The 21480-nt window shown below is 31.2% G+C and carries 18 protein-coding genes and 1 other annotated feature; of the genes, 1 reads left to right on the top strand and 17 read right to left on the bottom strand.

Features of this window, described 5'->3' with window-relative positions:
- Positions 1-254 precede the first annotated feature (254 nt).
- From GC105_RS17595 to ku, 13 genes are all read right to left on the bottom strand, one after another.
- Positions 255-1301, bottom strand: a complete 1047-nt coding sequence (locus tag GC105_RS17595) for an alcohol dehydrogenase catalytic domain-containing protein (RefSeq protein ID WP_343030026.1) — start codon at positions 1299-1301, stop codon at positions 255-257.
- A 124-nt stretch (positions 1302-1425) separates the two neighbouring features.
- A complete protein-coding gene (locus GC105_RS12460) occupies positions 1426-2058 on the bottom strand; it encodes a class II aldolase/adducin family protein (RefSeq protein WP_152805270.1) in 633 nt (210 codons plus the stop codon).
- Positions 2059-2526: 468 nt separating this feature from the next.
- The gene (locus GC105_RS12455) at positions 2527-3273 is read right to left on the bottom strand and encodes an SDR family NAD(P)-dependent oxidoreductase (protein WP_152805268.1); all 747 of its coding nucleotides are present in this window, start codon (positions 3271-3273) and stop codon (positions 2527-2529) included.
- Between the two features lie 179 nt (positions 3274-3452).
- Positions 3453-4145, bottom strand: a complete 693-nt coding sequence (locus GC105_RS12450; protein WP_152805266.1) for a TIGR03936 family radical SAM-associated protein — start codon at positions 4143-4145, stop codon at positions 3453-3455.
- Positions 4126-5982 (bottom strand): TIGR03960 family B12-binding radical SAM protein, encoded by a 1857-nt coding sequence (locus GC105_RS12445; protein WP_152805264.1) that lies wholly within the window; start codon positions 5980-5982, stop codon positions 4126-4128. The genes GC105_RS12450 and GC105_RS12445 overlap by 20 nt, the downstream gene beginning before the upstream one ends.
- A 65-nt stretch (positions 5983-6047) precedes the next feature.
- Positions 6048-6896 (bottom strand): site-2 protease family protein, encoded by an 849-nt coding sequence (locus tag GC105_RS12440; protein ID WP_152805262.1) that lies wholly within the window; start codon positions 6894-6896, stop codon positions 6048-6050.
- A gap of 16 nt (positions 6897-6912) precedes the next feature.
- Positions 6913-7668 carry a M23 family metallopeptidase gene (locus GC105_RS12435; protein WP_152805261.1) on the bottom strand — a complete coding sequence of 252 codons (756 nt, stop codon included), beginning with the start codon at positions 7666-7668 and terminating at the stop codon, positions 6913-6915.
- 269 nt (positions 7669-7937) lie between these two features.
- The gene (gene rodA, locus GC105_RS12430; protein WP_152805259.1) at positions 7938-9062 is read right to left on the bottom strand and encodes a rod shape-determining protein RodA; all 1125 of its coding nucleotides are present in this window, start codon (positions 9060-9062) and stop codon (positions 7938-7940) included.
- A 148-nt stretch (positions 9063-9210) separates the two neighbouring features.
- A complete protein-coding gene (locus GC105_RS12425; protein ID WP_152805257.1) occupies positions 9211-9453 on the bottom strand; it encodes a cell division topological specificity factor MinE in 243 nt (80 codons plus the stop codon).
- A 12-nt stretch (positions 9454-9465) separates the two neighbouring features.
- Positions 9466-10251 (bottom strand): septum site-determining protein MinD, encoded by a 786-nt coding sequence (gene minD, locus GC105_RS12420; RefSeq protein WP_152805255.1) that lies wholly within the window; start codon positions 10249-10251, stop codon positions 9466-9468.
- 66 nt (positions 10252-10317) lie between these two features.
- On the bottom strand, positions 10318-11208 hold the full coding sequence (gene ligD / locus GC105_RS12415; RefSeq protein WP_193708413.1) for a non-homologous end-joining DNA ligase: 891 nt from the start codon (positions 11206-11208) through the stop codon (positions 10318-10320).
- A complete protein-coding gene (locus GC105_RS12410; RefSeq protein ID WP_152805251.1) occupies positions 11186-12130 on the bottom strand; it encodes an ATP-dependent DNA ligase in 945 nt (314 codons plus the stop codon). The genes ligD and GC105_RS12410 overlap by 23 nt, the downstream gene beginning before the upstream one ends.
- 8 nt (positions 12131-12138) lie before the next feature.
- Positions 12139-12960 (bottom strand): non-homologous end joining protein Ku, encoded by an 822-nt coding sequence (gene ku / locus GC105_RS12405; RefSeq protein ID WP_152805249.1) that lies wholly within the window; start codon positions 12958-12960, stop codon positions 12139-12141.
- Between the two features lie 211 nt (positions 12961-13171).
- Positions 13172-13423 (top strand) — a binding site (T-box leader).
- A 167-nt stretch (positions 13424-13590) separates the two neighbouring features.
- Between ku and GC105_RS12400 the strand changes: the two genes are divergently transcribed.
- On the top strand, positions 13591-15240 hold the full coding sequence (locus GC105_RS12400; protein WP_152805247.1) for a 2-isopropylmalate synthase: 1650 nt from the start codon (positions 13591-13593) through the stop codon (positions 15238-15240).
- Between the two features lie 46 nt (positions 15241-15286).
- On the opposite strand, the gene GC105_RS12395 is transcribed toward GC105_RS12400, so the two are convergent.
- The 4 genes from GC105_RS12395 to GC105_RS12380 form a co-directional block, all read right to left on the bottom strand.
- Positions 15287-17614, bottom strand: coding sequence for an ATP-dependent DNA helicase (locus GC105_RS12395; protein WP_152805246.1), 2328 nt, complete (start codon positions 17612-17614; stop codon positions 15287-15289).
- A gap of 60 nt (positions 17615-17674) precedes the next feature.
- Positions 17675-18475: a shikimate dehydrogenase family protein gene (locus GC105_RS12390; protein WP_152805244.1), complete on the bottom strand. Its 801-nt coding sequence runs from the start codon at positions 18473-18475 to the stop codon at positions 17675-17677.
- Between the two features lie 63 nt (positions 18476-18538).
- A complete protein-coding gene (locus GC105_RS12385) occupies positions 18539-18820 on the bottom strand; it encodes a YerC/YecD family TrpR-related protein (RefSeq protein ID WP_152805242.1) in 282 nt (93 codons plus the stop codon).
- Positions 18821-19461: 641 nt separating this feature from the next.
- Positions 19462-21405, bottom strand: coding sequence for an NAD(+) synthase (locus GC105_RS12380; protein WP_152805240.1), 1944 nt, complete (start codon positions 21403-21405; stop codon positions 19462-19464).
- Positions 21406-21480 lie beyond the last annotated feature (75 nt).

The following is a 21480-nucleotide window of genomic DNA, read 5'->3' as shown; positions in this document are numbered from 1 at the left end:
TTAGTTAATCTTCGAGTTCTTTCATACAGTATGCGACAGCGTGTTTGAGTTTGTTTTAAACATACTCTTGCTCTCATCATGTATATGAGACAAAATCCTATTCAATTTTTTCTTTGTTTTATCATTAGATAGCCCTGGTAATTACTTTACTAACGTGTTAGTTCTTAGTTCCTTCATTAGTAGGTAATAAAAGCATAGAAAAGACCTATAATAATAAGGTCTTTTCTATGCTTCAGTACTATTTAAATAAATTATTAATTCATCGTGGGTTTTAAAACTACTTTTAGCGCATTTCCAGCTTTTACTTCAGCTATTCCTTCTTCAACTTTAGATAAAGGTAACTTATGTGTAATAAAGCCATCTGTATTTATCATCTTATTACAAACAATATCAAAAGCTTTTTGGAAATTATTTGGACCGTATGCAAATGAACCAAGGACTGCAATTTCATTGTAGTGTATAGTATTACTATTAAGGGTTGTATATGGATTTTCGGAGGATACTCCACCAAATATTACAAGTCTTCCTCTTTTCCTTAATATATCAAGACCTTGTGCTTGAGATTCTATGGCAGGAGTAGCAATAATAGCAGCATCAACACCAAAACCATTTGTATAATCCATTATCTCTTTTACAATGTCTACCTTTGCAGAATTTATAAATTTAGTACCACTAAATTTTTTTGATAACTCTAATCTATTGTCGTTAATATCGATCATAATAATATCTTTTGCGCCTCTTAGCTTCGCTATTTCAGCGTGCAAACAACCTATTGGACCCGTTCCAAATATGGCAATAGTCTCTCCTAGTGTGACATTTGCATACTCTTGGGAATTTATTACCGACGATAATAATTCAACAATAACCATATCATCTGTTGACACATCATCTGGTATTTTAATCACTTGTCCACGCTCTAAACCAACACCTGGTACAACCATATATTCAGCAAAACCGCCTTGTATAGTATGTCCATAAGTTAATCTATCCGAACACATGTGTTGCCAACCTTTTTGACAATACCAGCATTTACCACAAGGGAGTACTGGATTAACGATAATCTTTTCTCCTAAATTAAAACCGCTTACTAGATTGCCAATCTCTACGATAGTACCTGCATTTTCATGACCTAAAATACAGGGATATTTAACATCATGATGACCATGAGAATAAGTCCTTACATCTGAACCACATAACCCAACTGAATCTATCTTAATTAATAATCCATCATTTGGACAAACAGGTGTATCAACTTCAATATATTTTATTTTCTCTTTCCCCTCTAAAACTAATGCTTTCACAATTTCACCCCATTGTATTTTATAAGCTTTTAAAAACCAGCTAACACTCTACTATTGCTATGATTCATTATTTTTTACTTTAATCAAATATCTACAATTAATGGTTGACTATTGTAATAATGTCCTAGGCTTTTCCCACTTTATCTAATTCTGATTGTGGTATTGGTTCTGGCAATTTTCCTCCACCTATTACAGTAGCAATAAATGTAATCTCTGCAACGTCTTCTAAGTAATTAGCACTTAGAAATGCTGCTTGAATATCTGCCCCACCACAAATTACTCCATGCTTCTCAAGTAATATAGCAGTGTGTTCTTTTATATAAGGTATTATTGATTGAGCCAACAAATCACCACATGGAGTTGCATAAGGTGCCACTGGCACTCTTCCTCCATACGCAACAGCTTCAAATACAATAGATTCTATTGGTTTATTCTGTACAGCAAAAGCAGTAGCATATTTTGAGTGAGTATGAACTACTCCATTTAGGTCAGGTCTTTCTTTATAGACTGTTAAATGCATAGGTGTTTCACTTGTAGGCTTAACATCTGCATTCTTCTCAATAATATTACCATCTATATCTATTACTAATATGTGTTTTGGAGTTAAAAATTTTCTACCTACTCCTGATGGTGTAACTACTATATATCCTGATTCCACATCTCTTATACTAAAATTTCCTGAACCTGGTTGACACAAACCCGTACTCTCTGCCTCTTTTGCAATTTGGACTAATAATTCTTTTTTTTCTTCTAACATTACCTTCACTCCTTTATATAATTTTTTCTACATTAACAGGTATTAAGATTCCCACCACGATTGGTTCTACTGAATAAAGTTTCACTTTATTTTTATCTTTTATCATTTAAGGGGTCAACGAACCCTTTTTAAAAACATATCAAAGTAGATAACTATATAGAGTATTTTTAAAACATTAGCAAACGATAGCTTCGCTAAATTCAAAAGAAGGAGAAGATTAACGTCAAGAATTTTTGACTGTTTGAGCGTAGCGAGTTTCAAAAATTTAGTTTATCTTCAAGTTCTTTTCGTACAGTTTGCGACAGCGTGTTTGCGTTTGTATTAAAAATACTCTTGCTCTATCATGTATACGAGACAAAACTCTGTTCCATCTTTTCTATGTTTTTTTCATGCGATAGATTAAGTGCAAAGCTGCGACATTCTGTAGGGGAATGAAGAAAACATCTACTGAATAAAGTTTCACTTTATTTAAGCAAATGTTCTTCCTCCGTCAATAGTTATTACTTCTCCAGAAATATAACTACCTAAACTTGAAGATAAAAAAGCTACCATATAAGCTATCTCTTCTGGTTCACATAATCTTTTTAATGGAACATTAGCTATTTTTTCTTTTAAATCTCCTGTGGTTCTATTCCTTAATAGTTCTGTATTTACTAGAGTAACTGCTAATGAATTCGTTCTAATATTATACTTTCCATAATCTTTAGCCAGATTTCTAGTTAGACCCAGTAATGCCGCTTTTGAAGAAGCATAATGGGCACCACCACCTGCACCTGAGTACATACTAGTCGATGAAATATTGATAATGCTTCCGTTATTGTTTTGTTTCATATACGGAATAGCATATTTACAACAATATAAACTACCAAAATAATTAACTCTAATAACTTTTTCTATATCATCTATAGAAAGATCTTCAATATTATTTTCTGTTGTCGTACCTGCGTTATTAACTAATATATCAATATTTCCAAATTTATCATTTGTATACTTCATTAGCTTTTCTACTTCTTCGGGTATAGATACATCTCCTTTAAAAGTTGTAGCTGCACTTCCAATTTTATGTGCTAATTCTTCTGATAATAATGCGTTATTCCTGTAGTTAATCACTACTCTAGCACCACATTTAGCAAGAATCTCTGCACATGAGTAACCAATACCTCTCGATGAGCCTGTTATTACTGCTACTTTTCCACTTAAATCAATATTAATCATATTTACCTCCTCGAGATTGCACCTTATATAAACTGTAACATAAGTTCAATATCGTGACAAGTGTAACTTTGAATTGAAAGTAATTACTGCCCCTGATGCTAATAAATTGCTCATAGGTTAGATGCTTCGCAAGATACAATAAACGCTATGAACAATTGTTCGTAGCGTTGTAGATTTGTTTAAATATCCATAGGTGTTTTATTTTCACTTACTATCATATCTATTCTGTGTATTTTTGCAAATGGAATTGCTTTAATCCCTTTATTCTGAGAAGTTATATAGTCTATTAGCATTTGGGGATTAAGATTTTCATTGCTTCCTATGCTTAAGACCATATCTAATTTTAATATATTTTGTTTTATTTCAGCCACATGTAGTTTCTTTATATGTGGTCTAATATCTTTTAATACAATTTTACCTTTTTTATTTTTCCTTGGTAATTCAATATGTTCTTGGTCTAGTATACCTTGTATAATATCATCTATTTGATTTATTGTTACATTACCATCTAAGGCTATCTCAACATTAAAAATTCCTTGGCTTATTTGTGCCGATATTGATTTAACAGGTTGTTCATAAACCTTTACATCGATAATATCGAGCCCTGGGGGCGAGTGTTTTACAAGTTCTCTCTTTATTACTTGAGCAGGTAATGAATTGTTAAATTCTACATCTAGATAATCTCCTTCACTAGTCATACCAACTGGCATTGCCATAGCAAATGATACTTTTGGATGTGGATTGAATCCTTGAGAATGTGCAACTTCCATCCCTGCTCTATTTAACATCCTATGAATGGCTCTCATAAAATCCAAGTGAGAAATGTATTTCAATTCATTACCTTTGCCGTACTTAATCCTGGCTACAGTCATTACATACCCACCTTTCTGAAAACTCAGTTATACCACAATTAGCACAACCACTTCTACAGTGTTTAGTGATATCTTGTGTGTAAGCTCTATTTTTTTCTTTTATTAGAAATTCTTTGCTAACACCAGGATTTATAATATCCCAAGGTAGAATTTCATTTTCTGATTTACTCTGGCAATAGTCTTTTGTATCTAAGTTACATTCATTAAAAGCATCTATCCATTCAGCATAATTAAACTGCTTATGCCATCCATCGAACTTACAACCTTTCTTCCATGCACTATAGAGAACCTCTGATAATCTTCTATCTCCTCTAGCAAATGCTCCTTCTAACATACTTAGACTAGATTCGCTCCAGTTGTATGTAATTTTTTTGCTTTTTATTCTAGTTTTTAAATACCTTATTTTTTCGTCAGATCGTTCCATACTATCTTGGCTTTCCCATTGAAATGGAGTGAAAGCTTTCGGAACGAAAGTGGATGTACTAATTACAATTTTAATGTTTTTATTTCTTTCTGGACTTTTTGTTTCATAATATTTTTGCAATACTTTTTCTGTAAGCACTGCAATTCCTTCAATATCTTCCATTGTTTCAGTTGGTAGGCCGATCATAAAGTACAACTTTATATGCCCCCATCCAGCTTCAAACGCTTTTGAAACAGCTTCTAACAAGTCTTCTTCACATACACCCTTATTAATGACGTCTCTTAGCCTTTGAGTCCCAGCTTCTGGAGCAAAAGTTAACCCTGTTTTTCTAACTTTTTGTATTTTTTCAGCTAGTCCAATGGAAAAAGTGTCAATTCGAAGTGACGGTAAACTAACTGATACCCGCTTTCCTTCGTATTTATCTATTAAATGATCTACTAAGTTTTGCAACTGAGAATAATCAGTTGTACTTAAAGACGACAAAGATATCTCATCATAACCTGTACTGTCAATAAGTTTTTGTGCATCTTCTTGTAATTTTTCTGGACTTTTTTCTCTTACAGGTCTGTAAATCATCCCAGCTTGACAAAACCTACATCCCCTTGTACATCCTCTGAAAACCTCTAATATCACCCTATCATGGACTGGTTGAACATAAGGAAGAATGACTTTACTAGGAAAATATGACTTGTCCATATCTTGTACATATCTCTTTTTAATATGAGTCGGAACATTTAATTCTTTAGTTAATATTTCTTCAATTTTTCCATTTTCTAAGTATTTCACATCATAAAACGAAGGTATATACACACCTTTTATGGTCATAATTTTTTTTAGAATATCATTTTTCATGAGACTTCTATTTTCTTTGTATACTTTTAAAATCTCTAACAGTACCTCTTCGCCTTCACCTATTACAACAATATCAACAAAATCAGCTAAAGGTTCACTATTAAACGCGCATGGACCTCCAACCATAATTATAGGATGATCTTCATTTCGATCTTTACTATAGATAGGAATTTTTGCTAAGTCTAGCATATTCAAAATATTTGTATAACTCATTTCGTATTGAAGTGTGAATCCAATAAAATCAAAATTATGAATTGTATCTTTTGTTTCTAATGTGTACAAAGGTATATCATTATCTCTCATTTGACTTTCCATATCAACCCACGGTGCAAATACTCTTTCACAATAGATATCATCCTGTTCATTTAATAGATGATATAAAATTTTTGTCCCTAAATGTGACATGCCTACTTCATAAATATCTGGAAACGCAAATGCATATCTTATTGTCTCCTCTGTAATTTCTTTCATTACAGAATTTACTTCATTGCCAATATATCGCCCTGGACTTTCCACTAAAGGCAATATTTCATCAAGTTTATCTATAAAATTACTTTTCATCGGTACCTCCGTATTTTAAACTCATGCTTTTGCTTAACATTTAATTTTAACTTATAACCTTATTATCATACCAAGATATCCAATATGGTGCAATCATAACCTAAATTTATTATACCTTCTATTATATCTTCTTCTGTAATTGTAGTAATATAATTATGTTCAGAATCGATTACTTCAATTATATAATATCTATTTGCATTAAAATAGCTCATTATTTTTTTTAGACTTGCATTCACATTTACACATATTCTCTCACTTTTTAAATATCGATTGGTAGCCAGAATTTTTCTTCTCTTAATAATTTCATTTTGCATGGCTCTCATTAAAATATTACGTCTTTCCTTTATACTATGAATTAATAAAAACACTCCTATAATTCCATAGTTTACATTGTAGACCTTATGTATTAAAGAATATATAGTAATAACAATTAGAAAACTAGCAGTAATTTGAGTCATCATAACAATCACCTTGGAAGCTTTAATAGTTCCTACTACTTTCGATAAAAAGACTCTAAATAAAATACTTCCATCTAGGGGATGTAGTGGTAGTAAATTAAAAAAACCTATACATAGGTTTGCAAATAAAATTTCATTATACAGTGGAGAATAATATATATCGAAATATTTTAAGATTAATAATATCAACGCTATGGAGATATTTGTTAAAGGTCCTGCCATATATATATATAATTTTTGAATATCATCTATATCACCATCATCAATTTTCATCTCACAGCCAAAAGGCATAATTTCTAATGATGCAATGTGAACTTCATAATATCTAGCTACTAAGAAGTGAGAAAAATCATGAATAAAAAGTATCGAAAAAAACAAGAGTATTGTTTGCACTTCACCTAAAACATAAGCCAATAATACGACAATAATAAATATAGGATTAATTTTTATTTTCATTAAGGCTCCGTTTTAATTATTCTTCTCCCACATTAAACATAATTCGTGGATCAACAGCAGCATTATCCCTCCAAACTTCAAAGAAAAACAACTTTGATATTTTTTCATTAGCTTCGACAAATCCAATTTTTTCTCCTTTTTTTACCGACTGCCCTTCTTCAACTTCACACGTTTCTACCCCATCATATACAGTTTTGTATTGATCGTAATGTTGCATCACTACACGTTTCCCTTGATATGTACTAACCATTATATTTATTATTACTCCATCACTAGCAGCTGTAATAGATTGGTCTTCAAATAGTAAGTATTCAATACCTCTAGGTTCTATCTTAGTATTAAATACGGGATGTGTTTTCTCTTGAAACTCACTTACTAAATGTCCACTAACCGGTTCTACAAATGTCTTTACAGAAGAATCACTAAATACTTCAGCATCTTTACCACCTAACAAAGAAACTACTCTAGCTTCGAAGTTCGTTATAATATCACTTTTAAAAATCGTGTTCCACTGAACCTGATAAGAAATAGCCTTATCTATTTCTTCAGTTATTCCCTTTGAAAAATTAGTATTCATGTTATTTATTAAAAATACACCGACAATAATTACGGCACTAATAATTGTTTTAATAATAAACTTGTCACTTTTACTTATCTCCTTATTATCATATTTCTTATTATTAAAGTCTCTAGTGTACTTACTAGTACTGTAACTTCTAGGTTTCGCTTCTAAGTTTACTCGATTACTATTTGGATATTTTCTCTTGTTCATAAATAATCTTCTCCCCCATTTATCACTTTCTATAAATATATTCCTATAACGTAGATTTAGAATTATTTTTTGATGATATGTAACTATTTAATTATTAAAAACTCTTTATTACGTCAAAAAGCTTCTAGTATTTTTTTATACTAGAAGCTTTCTTATTATCACGAAGTAATGAGTCAAGTGGCGGCTTGCAGACATTTGGCGACTACCACGTAACCACGAGAAACTCGCGAAGCGTGTTTCTTGTGGTTGTATTTGTATAAATATAATTATTATTCAAAGCTAATATAATGCCTTCGAATGTACACATTTAATACCAATCCTACAGCCATCAAATTAGTCATCAATGAGCTTCCTCCGTAGCTTAAAAAAGGCAGTGTAATACCTGTGATTGGCATTATTCCCATTGTCATTCCAATATTCTCGAAAATTTGAAACAAGAACATAAAGAATACACCTACAATAATAAGAGTTCCATATTCATCTTTTGCTTCTCTAGCGTCCTTAATCAATCTGAATAAAAATAATCCTAAAATTATTACTACAATAGATGCGCCTACAAAACCCGTTGTCTCAGCAATAACTGAAAATATAAAATCCGTCCACTGTGCTGGGAGATAATTTAGATTAGTCATAGTATTCTCAGCACTAAAACCTTTTCCAAGAACGCCACCAGAACCTATAGTCGTAATAGATTGAATAGTATGGTATCCTTCTCCTAGTGGATCAAGTGTTGGATTTAAATATGTTATAATCCTATGTTTTTGGTAATCAAGCATATAAAAATTCCAAAGTAACGGAACTCCCACTGCGACCCCCACTATTGCTCCGTATATATACTTCATGCTAAGCCCTGCTGTAAAGATCATACCAGCAGATATAACTATAAATATTAGCGATTGCCCTAAGTCTGGTTGAGCTGCAATTAGTATAAGAAAAGGTACGATAAAAGCTATTAATATCAATATATCTGTTATCTTATTTAATTTTTCTTTTCTCTTATCTAAAAGTTTAGCAAAAACTACTATAAATCCTATCTTTACTATTTCTGAGGGTTGCAACTCCACAAAGCCTAGATTAATCCATCTTAGTGCATTTTTATTAGCTACTCCAAGTCCTGGTATCCATACTGTCATGAGTAATAGTAAACAAAGTACATATATATGAATCCAGTATTGTCCCAGCATTTGATAGTCAATACTCATCAATATTATCATCCCTACAGTTCCTATAGCAAAAGCAAGCATCTGCTTAATCATATAGTCAGAAGAATCTCCAGCAACAAAATTATCTATATTAGTAGCTGTTCGAATAGCTACTAATCCTATAGTAAACAAAGTTAATACTACAAATAATAGAGTAAAATCTATCTTTTTTATATATTTAAACGCATCCATTATAAACCTCCAAATGTTCGAAAACTCAGTCCTAAATTTTGTCTATATAGACGCATGAAAATTACTCTGTGATTTACGCAATACTACAAAATTAAGAATAAGAGCCATCAATTACTCTCGACATTATATCACAATAAAAAACGTTTTTCTATACGTTATCTTTGGCAATTGGGAGGATTATTACAATTGCTGCTTCTTTATTTTCTTCTGCTATATACACTTCACTAGATTGACGGTCAACTGTAAAGTAATCTTCAACAGAATGTAAAATTTCAGATTTGATTATATCTAGTTTTTCAGTAGTCATATTGTTTTTTTCATTTGCTATAATATTCTTAAGCCTTTGTTTGGCTACGTCTTTACTATTTTGCTTACTTTTAAAGAAAACCATATTATCATCTCCTTAACTTGTACTAAAAAGCCTTTGAATGAAATTTTTTCTAATATCTAACTCTAAAAATGGTATATCTTCGCCCATTATACGCTTAGCAATATTCTTATATGCTTGCCCTGTTATAGATTTTTCATTAGTTACTATAGGTTCTCCTCTATTAGTAGTGATTACAATATCCTTATTATCAGGTATAATCCCTAGTAAATTGATAGCAAGTATATCTAACATGTCATCTACACTAAGCATTTCTCCTTTTTTAACTAAATCTAATCGAACTCTATTTATAATTAGATGAATCTCATTTAACCCAGCATCTCTTAACAGACCTATAATTCTATCTGCATCTCTCACTGCTGATACTTCTGGAACTGTAACAACAATAGATTTTTCTGCTCCTGCAATAGCATTTTCGAATCCTCTTTCAATACCAGCTGGACAATCAATAAGTATGTAATCAAATTCTTCCTTTAACTCATTACAAAGTAATACCATATCATCAGGTTTAACATCCATCTTAGTATTTGTTTGCGCTGCAGGTAATAAATACAATTCTTCAAAGCGTTTATCTTTGATTAACGCCTGGTTTATTCGACATCTTTTCTCAACTATATCAACTATATTGTATACTATTTTATTTTCTAACCCCATAACAACATCAAGATTTCTTAATCCAATATCTGCATCGATAACTACAACACGTTTTTCCATCATAGCTAATGCTGATCCTAAATTAGCAGTTGTTGTGGTTTTTCCGACCCCACCTTTACCTGAAGTAATTACGTAAACTTCACCCATTTAGGAATCCCCCCGTTTCATAAGTTACATACCATTTTATCAATTAGAGTGTGCATATTTTGTCTTCTAATGTAACTTACTGATTTCTTTTACCATAGAGTGTAACGGCTCGTTATATATTCTGTCATAGTCTTTCAATATATCTCCTCTATTTACTAAAATTTTATTAATATTCATCAGATTAAAAGTTTTAGGTGTTATTCCTTCTTCTAACTCATTCCAATATAAAGGCATAGAAATAGGAGCTTCTTCTCTAGCTCTTGGTGAATATGGAGCTATAATAGATTTACCGGTCCACATCTGTAGATAATCAAAATATATTTTTTTGCCTCTATTTTTAACCGTTCTTTCAATAGTAAAGATTTTTGGATATTTCTTAGAAAAATATTCAGCAAAAAATCTATTAATTTTCCTTCCTTGTAAGTAATCTAATTTGTTGCCATGAGGTATTAATATTTGTATTCCTGTGGCTCCTGAAGTTTTAACTACTGCCTCTATCGATAGCTTTTTTAATTCTTCATATATTCTAAGCCCACCTTCCCTTACAATTTCAAAACTTACACCTTCTGATGGATCAAGGTCTAATACAATATAATCGGGCTTTTGTGGAGTCTTAATTGAATTAAACGAAATATGAAATTCTATTGTCGCTAAATTACATAACCACATCAAGGTTCTTTCATCTTTTAAATTAATATAATTGATATCTGACATTATTTTAGAATCTATCCAAGGAGGAGCATAACTTGGAATATTCTTTTGATAAAAAAATTTACCTAATACTCCATCTGGATACCTTATGCAAGTCAGGTACTTGTTTTTACAATGCCTTATTAAAAAAGGTGATAATTCATGTATCTCTCTTACATAATCTAATTTTGAAATACTTGGTTTATTCCATAGTTTTTTCTGTGGATTAGACAGAGAAATTTTATCATTTAATATACTCTGTACCATCTGCTTTATCCATCCTCTCATTAGAAAAACCTAATATTTTTGGGTGCCTCATGACTCCTTCGTCAGTCCACTCCATAAATGAAATCCAACATGTAAGTGATGGATTAAACCAAATGATATCTGGACTTTTTATAGACCGCACTTTACTAAATGGATTGAAATCTATACTAAGCTTTTCTTTATACTCATTTAATAATTCAATATCTCTTTGAGTTAATCCAGAAGAGGCAGCTCCGACTTGAATCAGTCTTCCATCATTGTAAATACCTAAAATAATTGATTTAGGTTTTTTATCACTATTTATGTTAATACCACAGATTACACACAACATCTTTCTCTCTAGTTTATATTTATACCATTTTTTATGTGTTTTCCCTGATATATAAGTACTATTTAAATCTTTACTGATAATGCCTTCTAATTCGTTTTCTTTGACAATACTATATATTTCTTGAGGGTTATCATTATTTTCAGCTGTTTTAATTCTACTTGATGATGTAATAATTTTATTTAATATTAAATGTCTTTCATGGAATGGATTTTTTGTTAAATCCATTCCATTTAAATGCAGGATATCAAAAACTATATAATATACAGGATATCTTTCCATTAATTCATTAATAACGAGTTCTTTAGATGATCTATTTCTAATTAGTATTTCTCTAAAAGAAGGCTTACCATCTTTTAAACAAATTACCTCTCCGTCAAAAATAGCATTGCTAACATGGTCAATATCTAAAAGTTGTTTTATTTCTGGATATTGATTTGTTTGATTATTGCCTCTTTTAGTATATAGTTGTAGTTGTCCGTTGTCTAAGCAAGACATAATTCTTATACCATCCCATTTTATCTGATGTATAAAATCTCTTTCTTTTATAATATCTTCTACTAATATGGGTTCCATCGGCTTTATTAATTCCATTATATCTCCTAACTTGTTTTTGATTTGTTTTCCACTTTTTTTGTCCTTTTTGTAGTTTTTTTGTTAGATTGTTTTAAGCTAGCTTGCAACGCTTCCATTAGATCTATAATATTATTATCTTTTTCTTTAGCAGTAACAGTAATCTCTTTGCCCTGTATTTTTTTCTGTATTAATTCCTTAATCTCTTCTCGGTAATTATCTTTGTACTTTTCCGCATCGAATTTAGCTGAGAGACTTTCAATTAATTGAGTTGCTATTTTTAATTCCTTTTCCTCAACTTTTATATCCTCACTGATATTTGGTACTTCCTTTACATTTCTAACCTCATCTGGATAAAAAATAGTTTCGACTAGCAAAACATCATTTAAGACTCTTAGAGCTGCTAAAGATTCTTTGTTACGTAGTTTCATTTTTGCTATTGCAATTTTTTCTGTGTCTTTCATCGCTTGTCTTAACAGTGAATAAGCCTTTTCACCAGTTTCTTGAGGTGATAAGTAATAGGATTTATCAAAATAAATAGGATCTATCTCTTTTAAATCTACAAAATCTAGTATCTCTACAGATTTATGAGATTCTCCCTTTTCTAAAGACTTAAAATCATCGTCAGATAATATTACAAAATGACCTGCTTCGTATTCATATCCTTTTATAATGTCATCCTGAGCTATCTCTTTATTACATGCTGGGCAGATTTTTTTATAGTTCACCGGAGTATTGCACTCTTTATGCAAATATCTAAACTTTATATCCTTATCTTCTGTAGCAGCGTACATTTTTATAGGTATATTAACTAAACCAAAACTAATCGAACCTTTCCACATAGTATGCATTTGAAAACCTCCTTTATTTAAAGTAAGTATCCCACTGTTTTTATGTTGATATTCACGCACAAATTTTAATTCTTATATTATCCTGTAAGTTAAAATGATGACTTTTTTATGTTTTTGAGCCCAAATATATGCTTTGGATAATAATCAGTCTAAATATTACCTTGACAAATTTTAATTTGGACATTAAAATTGAACTTATACTATAAATACGGATAATACAATGATGAGGAATAGTAGAGTTTTAGAGCATTCAGAGAACTGTTGGTTGGTGTGAAACAGGTGCAATAAAATTTGAACTCGCCTCTAAGTATCTACGCTGAATTAACAGTAAGCGTGACGGGTTCTAACCGATATATTAGGAAGATATTATAAGGTGATAAAACCTATATATCTATTAAAGTGCATACTCAAGATGAGTATGAATCAGAGTGGTACCACGTAAGCTATGTCTTTCGTCTCTTTATAATAAAGAGACGAAAGACTTTTTTAGTTGAAAGCGTATTTCTTAGTGTTTAAAGATATAATCTAGAAAATATAATCTATGGAGATATTCTACAAACTCATATGAACTATATTCACAGGTTTCAGTGGTCTTAGTGATCCCTACATCAAATTGAAAGGAGAAATAATATGAAAAATTATGAGAAATATAAAAAGGGGTATTTCATGCCTCCTGTAACTAGTATGAATTGGGCAAGTAAAGATAGTATTGACGAATCTCCTATATGGTGCAGCGTGGATCTTCGTGATGGTAACCAATCTTTAATTATCCCAATGGACTTAGAAAAAAAAATCGAGTTCTTTACATTTTTAGTATCTTTAGGTTTCAAAGAAATTGAAGTTGGTTTTCCCGCTGCCTCAGAAACTGAATTTAATCTTCTAAGAAGATTAATAGAAGAAGATTTAATCCCTGATGACGTAACTATACAAGTTTTAACACAGTCTAGGGAGCATATAATCAAGAGAACATTTGAAGCTTTAAAAGGAGCAAAAAATGCAGTCGTACATTTATATAATTCCACTTCTGTAGCTCAAAGAGAACAAGTATTTAAAAAATCTAAAAGTGAAATTATTGCACTTGGAGTAACAGGTGCTAAATTATTAAATGAATATGCAAATAATACAGAAGGTAATTTTAGATTTGAATATTCGCCAGAAAGTTTTACAGGTACAGAGATGGAATTTGCTCTTGAAATATGCAATGAAGTACTCGAGGTATGGAAACCTACAAGTGAAAAGAAGGTAATCATCAACCTTCCTTCAACTGTTCAAGTTTCAATGCCACATGTTTATGCTAGCCAAATTGAATATATCTCTAGTAATTTAAAGTTTCGAGATAATGTGATCATTTCAATACACCCTCATAATGACAGAGGAACTGCAGTAGCAGAAGCTGAATTAGGACTTTTAGCTGGTGCTCAGAGAGTTGAAGGCACTTTGTTTGGTAATGGCGAGAGAACAGGAAACGTCGATATAATAACACTAGCTTTAAATATGTTTTCACAAGGTATTAATCCAAATCTCAACTTAGAAAACATACCTCATATAGTAAGTTTTTACGAGAAAATGACATGTATGGAAGTATCACAAAGACATCCATATAGCGGCGAGTTAGTATTTGCAGCTTTCTCAGGATCTCATCAAGATGCAATTGCTAAAGGTATGGAATATCATGATAATAATAACTTAAATGATTGGAGAGTGCCTTATTTACCTTTAGATCCCAAAGATATTGGTAGAGAGTATGCAAGTGATGTAATACGCATCAATAGCCAATCTGGAAAAGGTGGTATTGGGTTTTTACTTAAAGAAAACTATGGGTATGATCTACCTCCAAAAATGCGCGAAGACCTTGGATATACTATTAAGAATATATCAGATAAGTTAAACAAAGAACTAAAATCTGATGAAATTTACGAATTATTCAAAAAAGATTATATAAATAATGAAACTACTATTAAATTAATAGATTATCATTTTGTACGTAATGGTAATTTTCATGTAACTATGGAATGTGAAATTGATGGTATTGTAAAAACCTACACAGGTATTGGTAATGGAAGATTAGATGCAGTTGCTAATGCATTAAAATCCAACCTCAATGTAGATTATTCAATACAAACCTATTCAGAGCATTCACTAGAGATAGGATCTGATTCACTAGCAGCCGCATATGTGGGAATTACAGTAGATAATAAGATCGTTTGGGGTGTAGGTGTAAACCACGATATTATTAATGCATCTATAAAAGCATTAATTAGCGCTATAAATAGAAAATAATTAACAGAGGTCTCTTCAAAAGACCTCTGTTTTTTTATATAAGACTTTATTCTTTCCAGAATAATTTTAGTTCGTTATTTAATTTATCTTTTGAATCTAGGTATTTTGCATTTTTCCAGTGTCCTGGAAAAAGTTTTTTATAATTACTTTGTGCATATCTGTTGTCTATAAGTAGTACTACCCCCCTATCCTCTTCACTTCGAATAACTCGTCCTACTCCTTGCATTACTTTATTAAATCCTGGATACATATAAGCATATTGGAATCCTCTTCCATTAATATCGTTATAGTAGTCTTTTAAAATATCTCTTTCTACTCCTATTTTAGGAAGGCCTACGCTTACAATAATAGTTCCTATTAGCTTATCTCCAAAAAGATCTATACTTTCTGAAAAAATTCCGCCTAGTACTGCAAATGCAATTATATTTTTCTCTTGATCAAAGACATTTAAAAATTCTGATCTTTGAACTTCATCCATTGATCTTAATTGTTCTATGATTTTGATATCTGGATAAATTACGCTAAACATGTTATAAACAGTCTCCATATACTCATAAGAAGGAAAAAAAACCATATAATTTCCTTTTTTTCCTCCATACAACTCATATATTAATTCACAGATTTGCTCATAGCTACTTTCTCTACTTTTATAGGTAGTGTTAATATGATTACAGATCATTAAACACATATTTTCTTCTGTAAACGGCGAATCTAAAACCATATGATAATCATCGTTGATCTTACCCCCGAAAAGTTCAATGAAGTATGGTAGAGGAAGTAATGTTGCAGAAAAAAATACTGAAGCAACGCCTTGTTCAACACTTCCTCTTATATATTTTGAGCTATCAAGACAGACTAACTTTATAATAACTTCATCGCTATACTTCGTAATTATAACCCTATAATTATCTCCAAAATACTCTGCTATACGAATAAAGTTATTAACTTCAAAGTAAAATTGTAGAATATCATCGTAATAATTAACATCACTATTGTGTTCAGAAAGCCACTTATCTGCTTTATAAATATAGTCTTGCAAAGCATAGATAAACTCCTCCGGCTTTTCCTTAATATCAATATCACCTTGCTTCTTTATCTTAAGAAACTCGCTATTTATTTTTCCTAGTATTTTAAACATAGGATGATCTTTGCCAATATTTTTCCTTATATTCAACACTTTTTTTTTGCCTATTTCACAAGAGTACATATCTCTAGACCTATCCACTAAATTATGTGCCTCATCGATTAAAAAAACGTATTTCCCCTTTTCTTCAGTAAATCTCTTCAACGATACTCTAGGATCAAATATGTAATTATAGTCACATATTACGATATCACTCCATAGTGATAAATCTAAAGAATATTCAAAAGGGCATACACGATGTTTTTCAGCATATTGAGTTATAACATCTTTAGTAAATGCATATTCGCTACAAAAAATATCTTCTACAGCATCATTTATTCGATCAAAATGACCTTTTGCAAGCTCACAATAATCTGGATTACAGTTAGGTTGATCTTTGATACATATCTTTTCCTTTGCAGTTAATGATAGATACTTTATTTTTAAGTTGTTATTACAGAGATTTTCAATTGTAGCCTCTACAATATCTTTTTGGGTATTCTTTGAAGTAAGATAAAATATTTTTTCCACATATCCTTCACTAAAAGAAATGATCGCAGGATATATAGTAGATATTGTCTTCCCAATACCTGTAGGTGCATTAAAAAATATTTTTTTATTATCCTTAATCGTCTTATATATAGATATAACTAATTTTCTCTGACCACTTCTATAATTTTTATGAGGAAAGTCTTGTTTTTTAATGCTATTATCTCGTTCTTCCTTCCATTTATTAATTACAAAAGCCCATTTTATAAAATTCTGTAGCAATTCATTTTCTACATACTCCTTAAGACCGTAGTATGAAAAAGTCTTTTTAATCTTTTTAATCTCCTTAGTGTCTAGATTATAATAAGTTAATTGTACTTCTATATTTTCAACATGATTTTGGTTGCAATATAAAAATGCATAGACTTTCCCCTGAGCCCAATGCATTTCATTAAATTCTTCTTCTATTTCATCAAGTGAAACCCGTGTACTCTTAATTTCATCAATGATTATTCCATGTTCTTCTTCTAATACCCCGTCTATTCTTCCCTGTAATGTTATCTGAAAATCATTATAATCTATAGTGTCACAAATAGTAACCTCTGCTTTATAGTTTTTATTTTTTTTATAGCTATTCTGAATCTTTTGATGAGCCTTTGTTCCTTGTTTTCCCCTCTGTCGACCAGTATACTTGAAGTCAATGTCACCTTTTCTCAGAGCAAATTCCACCAAATCTCCAACTGAGATTGTTATTTTATACATAGTCTCACCCTTGTTCTAAGTGTTCTTTTTTCTTTTTCTAGGTAATTATAAAATTCAGTATTAATATATAATTTTCTCTATTTCATGAAAAATTTTATTTATAACCACATCATCTATTTTTATATCATTCCAAATTTCTTCGGATTTTATGGCTTGTGCCACTAGCATATATAAACCATTAATACTTTGTAATCCAAGTTCTCTCGCGTGTTTTAGAAATATAGTCTCTCTTGGATTGTATATTAAATCTATAGCACTATGAAAATTGGACAATGTGTCTTTGCAAAGAGGCGATTGATCCGATAGATTATCCATACCTAAAGGTGTGGCGTTAATTACCAAATCACCACTTTCGTTTTTACATTCTTCATAAGTTATTATTCTACAATCTTTAGCCCAGTGGGTTTCTGGTTTTCGATTTACAAAGACGATATCACCAATATTATTATTTTTCAAATAATAGTATACTGCTTTAGATGCTCCACCAGTTCCAAGAATGTATGCTTTTTTATTTATAATCGAAACATTGTATTTATCTAGTGTAGCTCCAAATCCAAAGTAATCTGTATTGTATCCTTCTAATTTACCATTAACAACTTTTATAGTGTTTACAGCACCTATTTCACTAGATATATTATCTAGTACATCAAGTAATTCTATTACATCTTTTTTATATGGAATTGTAACATTAAGTCCATGGTATTTATGTATTATTTCAGGAAATTTAGCATTTAAAGACCCTAAAGAAATCTCTACAAGATCATATAAATATTCTTCCCCTATAAAATTAAATATTATCTCATGTATCTGAGGAGAAAAACTATAGGACAGCTTCTCTCCCAAAAGTCCAAATTGTTTCATAATTCCTCCCTATAAAATCTACATTCTTTCACTCTGATTAATCCATGATAGCTAATTGTAACCTTAACTTTTTTTATCGACTATTTTATCTAGTACCATTTTATAACCTCTGCCGTGTTTTAAGCATCTGCTAACTCTACTTATTGTGGTAGAACTTGCTCCAGTTTGAGCTTGAACATCATAAAATGTTTTTCCTTGATTTAATAAATACGCTATCTCCATTCTATGAGACATATCTTCGATTTCATTTATCGTACATAAATCCTCCAGTAAACCTAAACATTCTTCTTCACTTTCAAGAGAAAGAATGCTTTTTAAGAGTAACTTTAGTTTTGATTGTTCCATTTTTACCTCCACTATATCATAAATGAGAAGTTAGAAACTTCTAGATTTTCACAAACTAAAATCTTTTTTTAGCTTTATCTCTAATCTCTCTTCTCCATCTCATATCTCGCTTCTCCATTTATTATATCATATATTGAAGTAGCAATATTTATTGACTACTTTATCCTTCGCAGATTATCCTCAACCCCTTTGGGGTGACCGTCGTTGCACTTGCTCATAGAAATCCTCTCATATTTTCATGCAAGCATGAAATATATTATGATTTCTGCGAGACAATCTGCTGGTGCGTATATTATATCATATATTGAAGTAGCAATATTTATTGACTACTTTATCCTTCGCAGATTATCCTCAACCCCTCTGGGGTGACCGTCGTTGGCACTTACTCATAGAAATCCTCTCATGTTTTCATGCAAGCATGAAATATGTTATGATTTCTGCGAGTCAATCTGCTGGTGCGTATATTATATCATATATTGAAGTAGCAATATTTATTGACTACTTTATCCTTTGCAGATTATCCTCAACCCCTCTGGGGTGACCGTCGTTGGCACTTGCTCATAGAAATCCTCTCATATTTTCATGCAAGCATGAAATATGTTATGATTTCTGCGAGACAATCTGCTGGTGCGTATATTTGACTATAATTCTATTGTATCCAGTTCTTTTAACCATAATGCATTTGATGCATCACTAGGCATTCTCCAATCTCCTCTTGGTGATAAACTAATAGAACCTACTTTAGGTCCATCTGGCATACATGATCTTTTGAATTGTTGACTAAAGAATCTTTTATAGAAATTTTTTAACCATTTTAAAATAGTATTTTTGTCGTATATCATTTCAAATGCAATAGTAGCTAAATAAAATACCTTTATAGGCGAGTATCCATATCTTATTACATTAAACAAGAAAAAATCATGTAATTCATATGGCCCTACAACTTCTTCTGTCTTTTGTGCAATATTCCCTTCCTTATCAGGAGGCAACAATTCTGGAGAAACTGGAGTATTTAGAATATCGTATAATACTTCTTGCACACCACTTTCAATGTCATTATCAGCTATCCATTGAACTAAGTATCTCACTAAGGTCTTAGGTACTCCTGAATTCACTGCATACATAGACATATGATCGCCGTTATAGGTAGCCCATCCTAAAGCTAATTCCGATAAATCGCCTGTACCAATGACTATACCATTTAGTTGATTTCCTATATCCATTAATATCTGAGTTCTTTCACGAGCTTGTGTGTTTTCATAAGTCGTATTGTGATTAGTTATATCGTGTTCAATATCTTTAAAGTGTTGTATAGATGCCTCTTTAATAGAGATTTCTCTAATATTTACGTGCAATTTTTTCATTAATGATATGGCATTGTTATACGTCCTATCGGTTGTTCCAAACCCCGGCATCGTTACAGCTGTAATATTTGACCTGTCAATATTTAATACATCACATGTCTTAGCACAGACGAGTAATGCTAAAGTAGAGTCTAAGCCTCCTGAAATTCCTATTATCATAGAGTATGAACCTATATGAGTTATTCTTTTTGCTAGTGCCATAGTTTGGATATTGAAAATTTCTTTGCAAGACTTATTCCTACCTCTTATATCATCTGGTATGAAAGGATGAGATTTTACTTCTCTAATAAGTTGATGTTCTTTATCAATTGTTGTAAATTCTAAAAACTCATATTTATATTCCTTATTTTGCAAGTGCTCTCTAAGGGGTGTAGATTTTATTCTATCATGGGTTATTCTTTGTATATCTATATCACTAATAGTTACTGTATTCGTATATTTAAACCTTTCACTCTCTTTCAAGAGATAACCATTTTCATAGATTAATCCATGCCCACCATATACTAAGTCAGTACTAGACTCTCCGAAACCACTTGATACATATGCATACGCTACAATACATCTAGCAGATTGTTGTTCTACAAGTGTTTTTCTATATTCACTTTTTCCGACCAAATCATCACTAGCAGAAGGATTTAATATAAGTGTTGCACCTCCTTGACAAAAAAAACTACTAGGTGGAATAGGTGCCCATAAATCTTCACATATTTCAATTCCTACTATTAGTTCATGATAAGTTTCGTGTTTAAATAATATTTCAAAGCCAAACAACACTTCTTGTCCACAATATGAAATAATTTGATTTCCATTTAAATTAAATCCACTAGCAAACCATCTCTTCTCATAGAATTCATTAGCATTTGGCAGATACCTTTTAGGCACTATTCCGATTATTTTTCCTTTGTTAATAGATATAGCACAGTTGTAAACCTGTCCTCTTAACCGAATAGGTGCACCTATAACCACTAACATATCATATGGTACAAGATACTCGCAGATTTCTTTAACAGACTTTTCAACTTCTATCAATAAAGCATCTTGAAAGAACAAATCACCACATGTATATCCTGAGATACACAGTTCTGGATATACGACAATTTCAACTTCACTTTCAACAACTTCTTCAATTGTTTTAATTATTTGCATTTTATTGTACTCACAATCTGCAACCTTTATAATTGGGGTTACAGTAGCTACTCTTACGAATCCTTTGCTATGCATTATTAGTTCACCTCATCTTTATCAATAATGATATACTACCATATTGAACAAACCTTTAACAGCTTTTAATGGTAG

Origin of the sequence: Alkalibaculum sporogenes (assembly GCF_009362815.1) — a bacterium.
Lineage (GTDB): Bacteria > Bacillota > Clostridia > Eubacteriales > Alkalibacteraceae > Alkalibaculum_A > Alkalibaculum_A sporogenes.
Note: the sequence above shows the minus strand (reverse complement) of the source record. Positions and strands in the feature narration are given on the sequence as shown.

Coding starts and splice junctions, on each gene's coding strand:
- GC105_RS12435 (WP_152805261.1), bottom strand. CDS start 7,668: ATGAACAAGAGAAAATATCCAAATAGTAATCGAGTAAACTTAGAAGCG.
- ligD (WP_193708413.1), bottom strand. CDS start 11,208: ATGGTACAGAGTATATTAAATGATAAAATTTCTCTGTCTAATCCACAG.
- GC105_RS12445 (WP_152805264.1), bottom strand. CDS start 5,982: ATGAAAAGTAATTTTATAGATAAACTTGATGAAATATTGCCTTTAGTG.
- GC105_RS12395 (WP_152805246.1), bottom strand. CDS start 17,614: ATGTATAAAATAACAATCTCAGTTGGAGATTTGGTGGAATTTGCTCTG.
- GC105_RS12380 (WP_152805240.1), bottom strand. CDS start 21,405: ATGCATAGCAAAGGATTCGTAAGAGTAGCTACTGTAACCCCAATTATA.
- GC105_RS12400 (WP_152805247.1), top strand. CDS start 13,591: ATGAAAAATTATGAGAAATATAAAAAGGGGTATTTCATGCCTCCTGTA.
- GC105_RS12460 (WP_152805270.1), bottom strand. CDS start 2,058: ATGTTAGAAGAAAAAAAAGAATTATTAGTCCAAATTGCAAAAGAGGCA.
- minD (WP_152805255.1), bottom strand. CDS start 10,251: ATGGGTGAAGTTTACGTAATTACTTCAGGTAAAGGTGGGGTCGGAAAA.
- GC105_RS12450 (WP_152805266.1), bottom strand. CDS start 4,145: ATGACTGTAGCCAGGATTAAGTACGGCAAAGGTAATGAATTGAAATAC.
- GC105_RS12390 (WP_152805244.1), bottom strand. CDS start 18,475: ATGAAACAATTTGGACTTTTGGGAGAGAAGCTGTCCTATAGTTTTTCT.
- GC105_RS12440 (WP_152805262.1), bottom strand. CDS start 6,896: ATGAAAATAAAAATTAATCCTATATTTATTATTGTCGTATTATTGGCT.
- GC105_RS12385 (WP_152805242.1), bottom strand. CDS start 18,820: ATGGAACAATCAAAACTAAAGTTACTCTTAAAAAGCATTCTTTCTCTT.
- GC105_RS12410 (WP_152805251.1), bottom strand. CDS start 12,130: ATGGAATTAATAAAGCCGATGGAACCCATATTAGTAGAAGATATTATA.
- rodA (WP_152805259.1), bottom strand. CDS start 9,062: ATGGATGCGTTTAAATATATAAAAAAGATAGATTTTACTCTATTATTT.
- GC105_RS12425 (WP_152805257.1), bottom strand. CDS start 9,453: ATGGTTTTCTTTAAAAGTAAGCAAAATAGTAAAGACGTAGCCAAACAA.
- GC105_RS12455 (WP_152805268.1), bottom strand. CDS start 3,273: ATGATTAATATTGATTTAAGTGGAAAAGTAGCAGTAATAACAGGCTCA.
- ku (WP_152805249.1), bottom strand. CDS start 12,960: ATGCATACTATGTGGAAAGGTTCGATTAGTTTTGGTTTAGTTAATATA.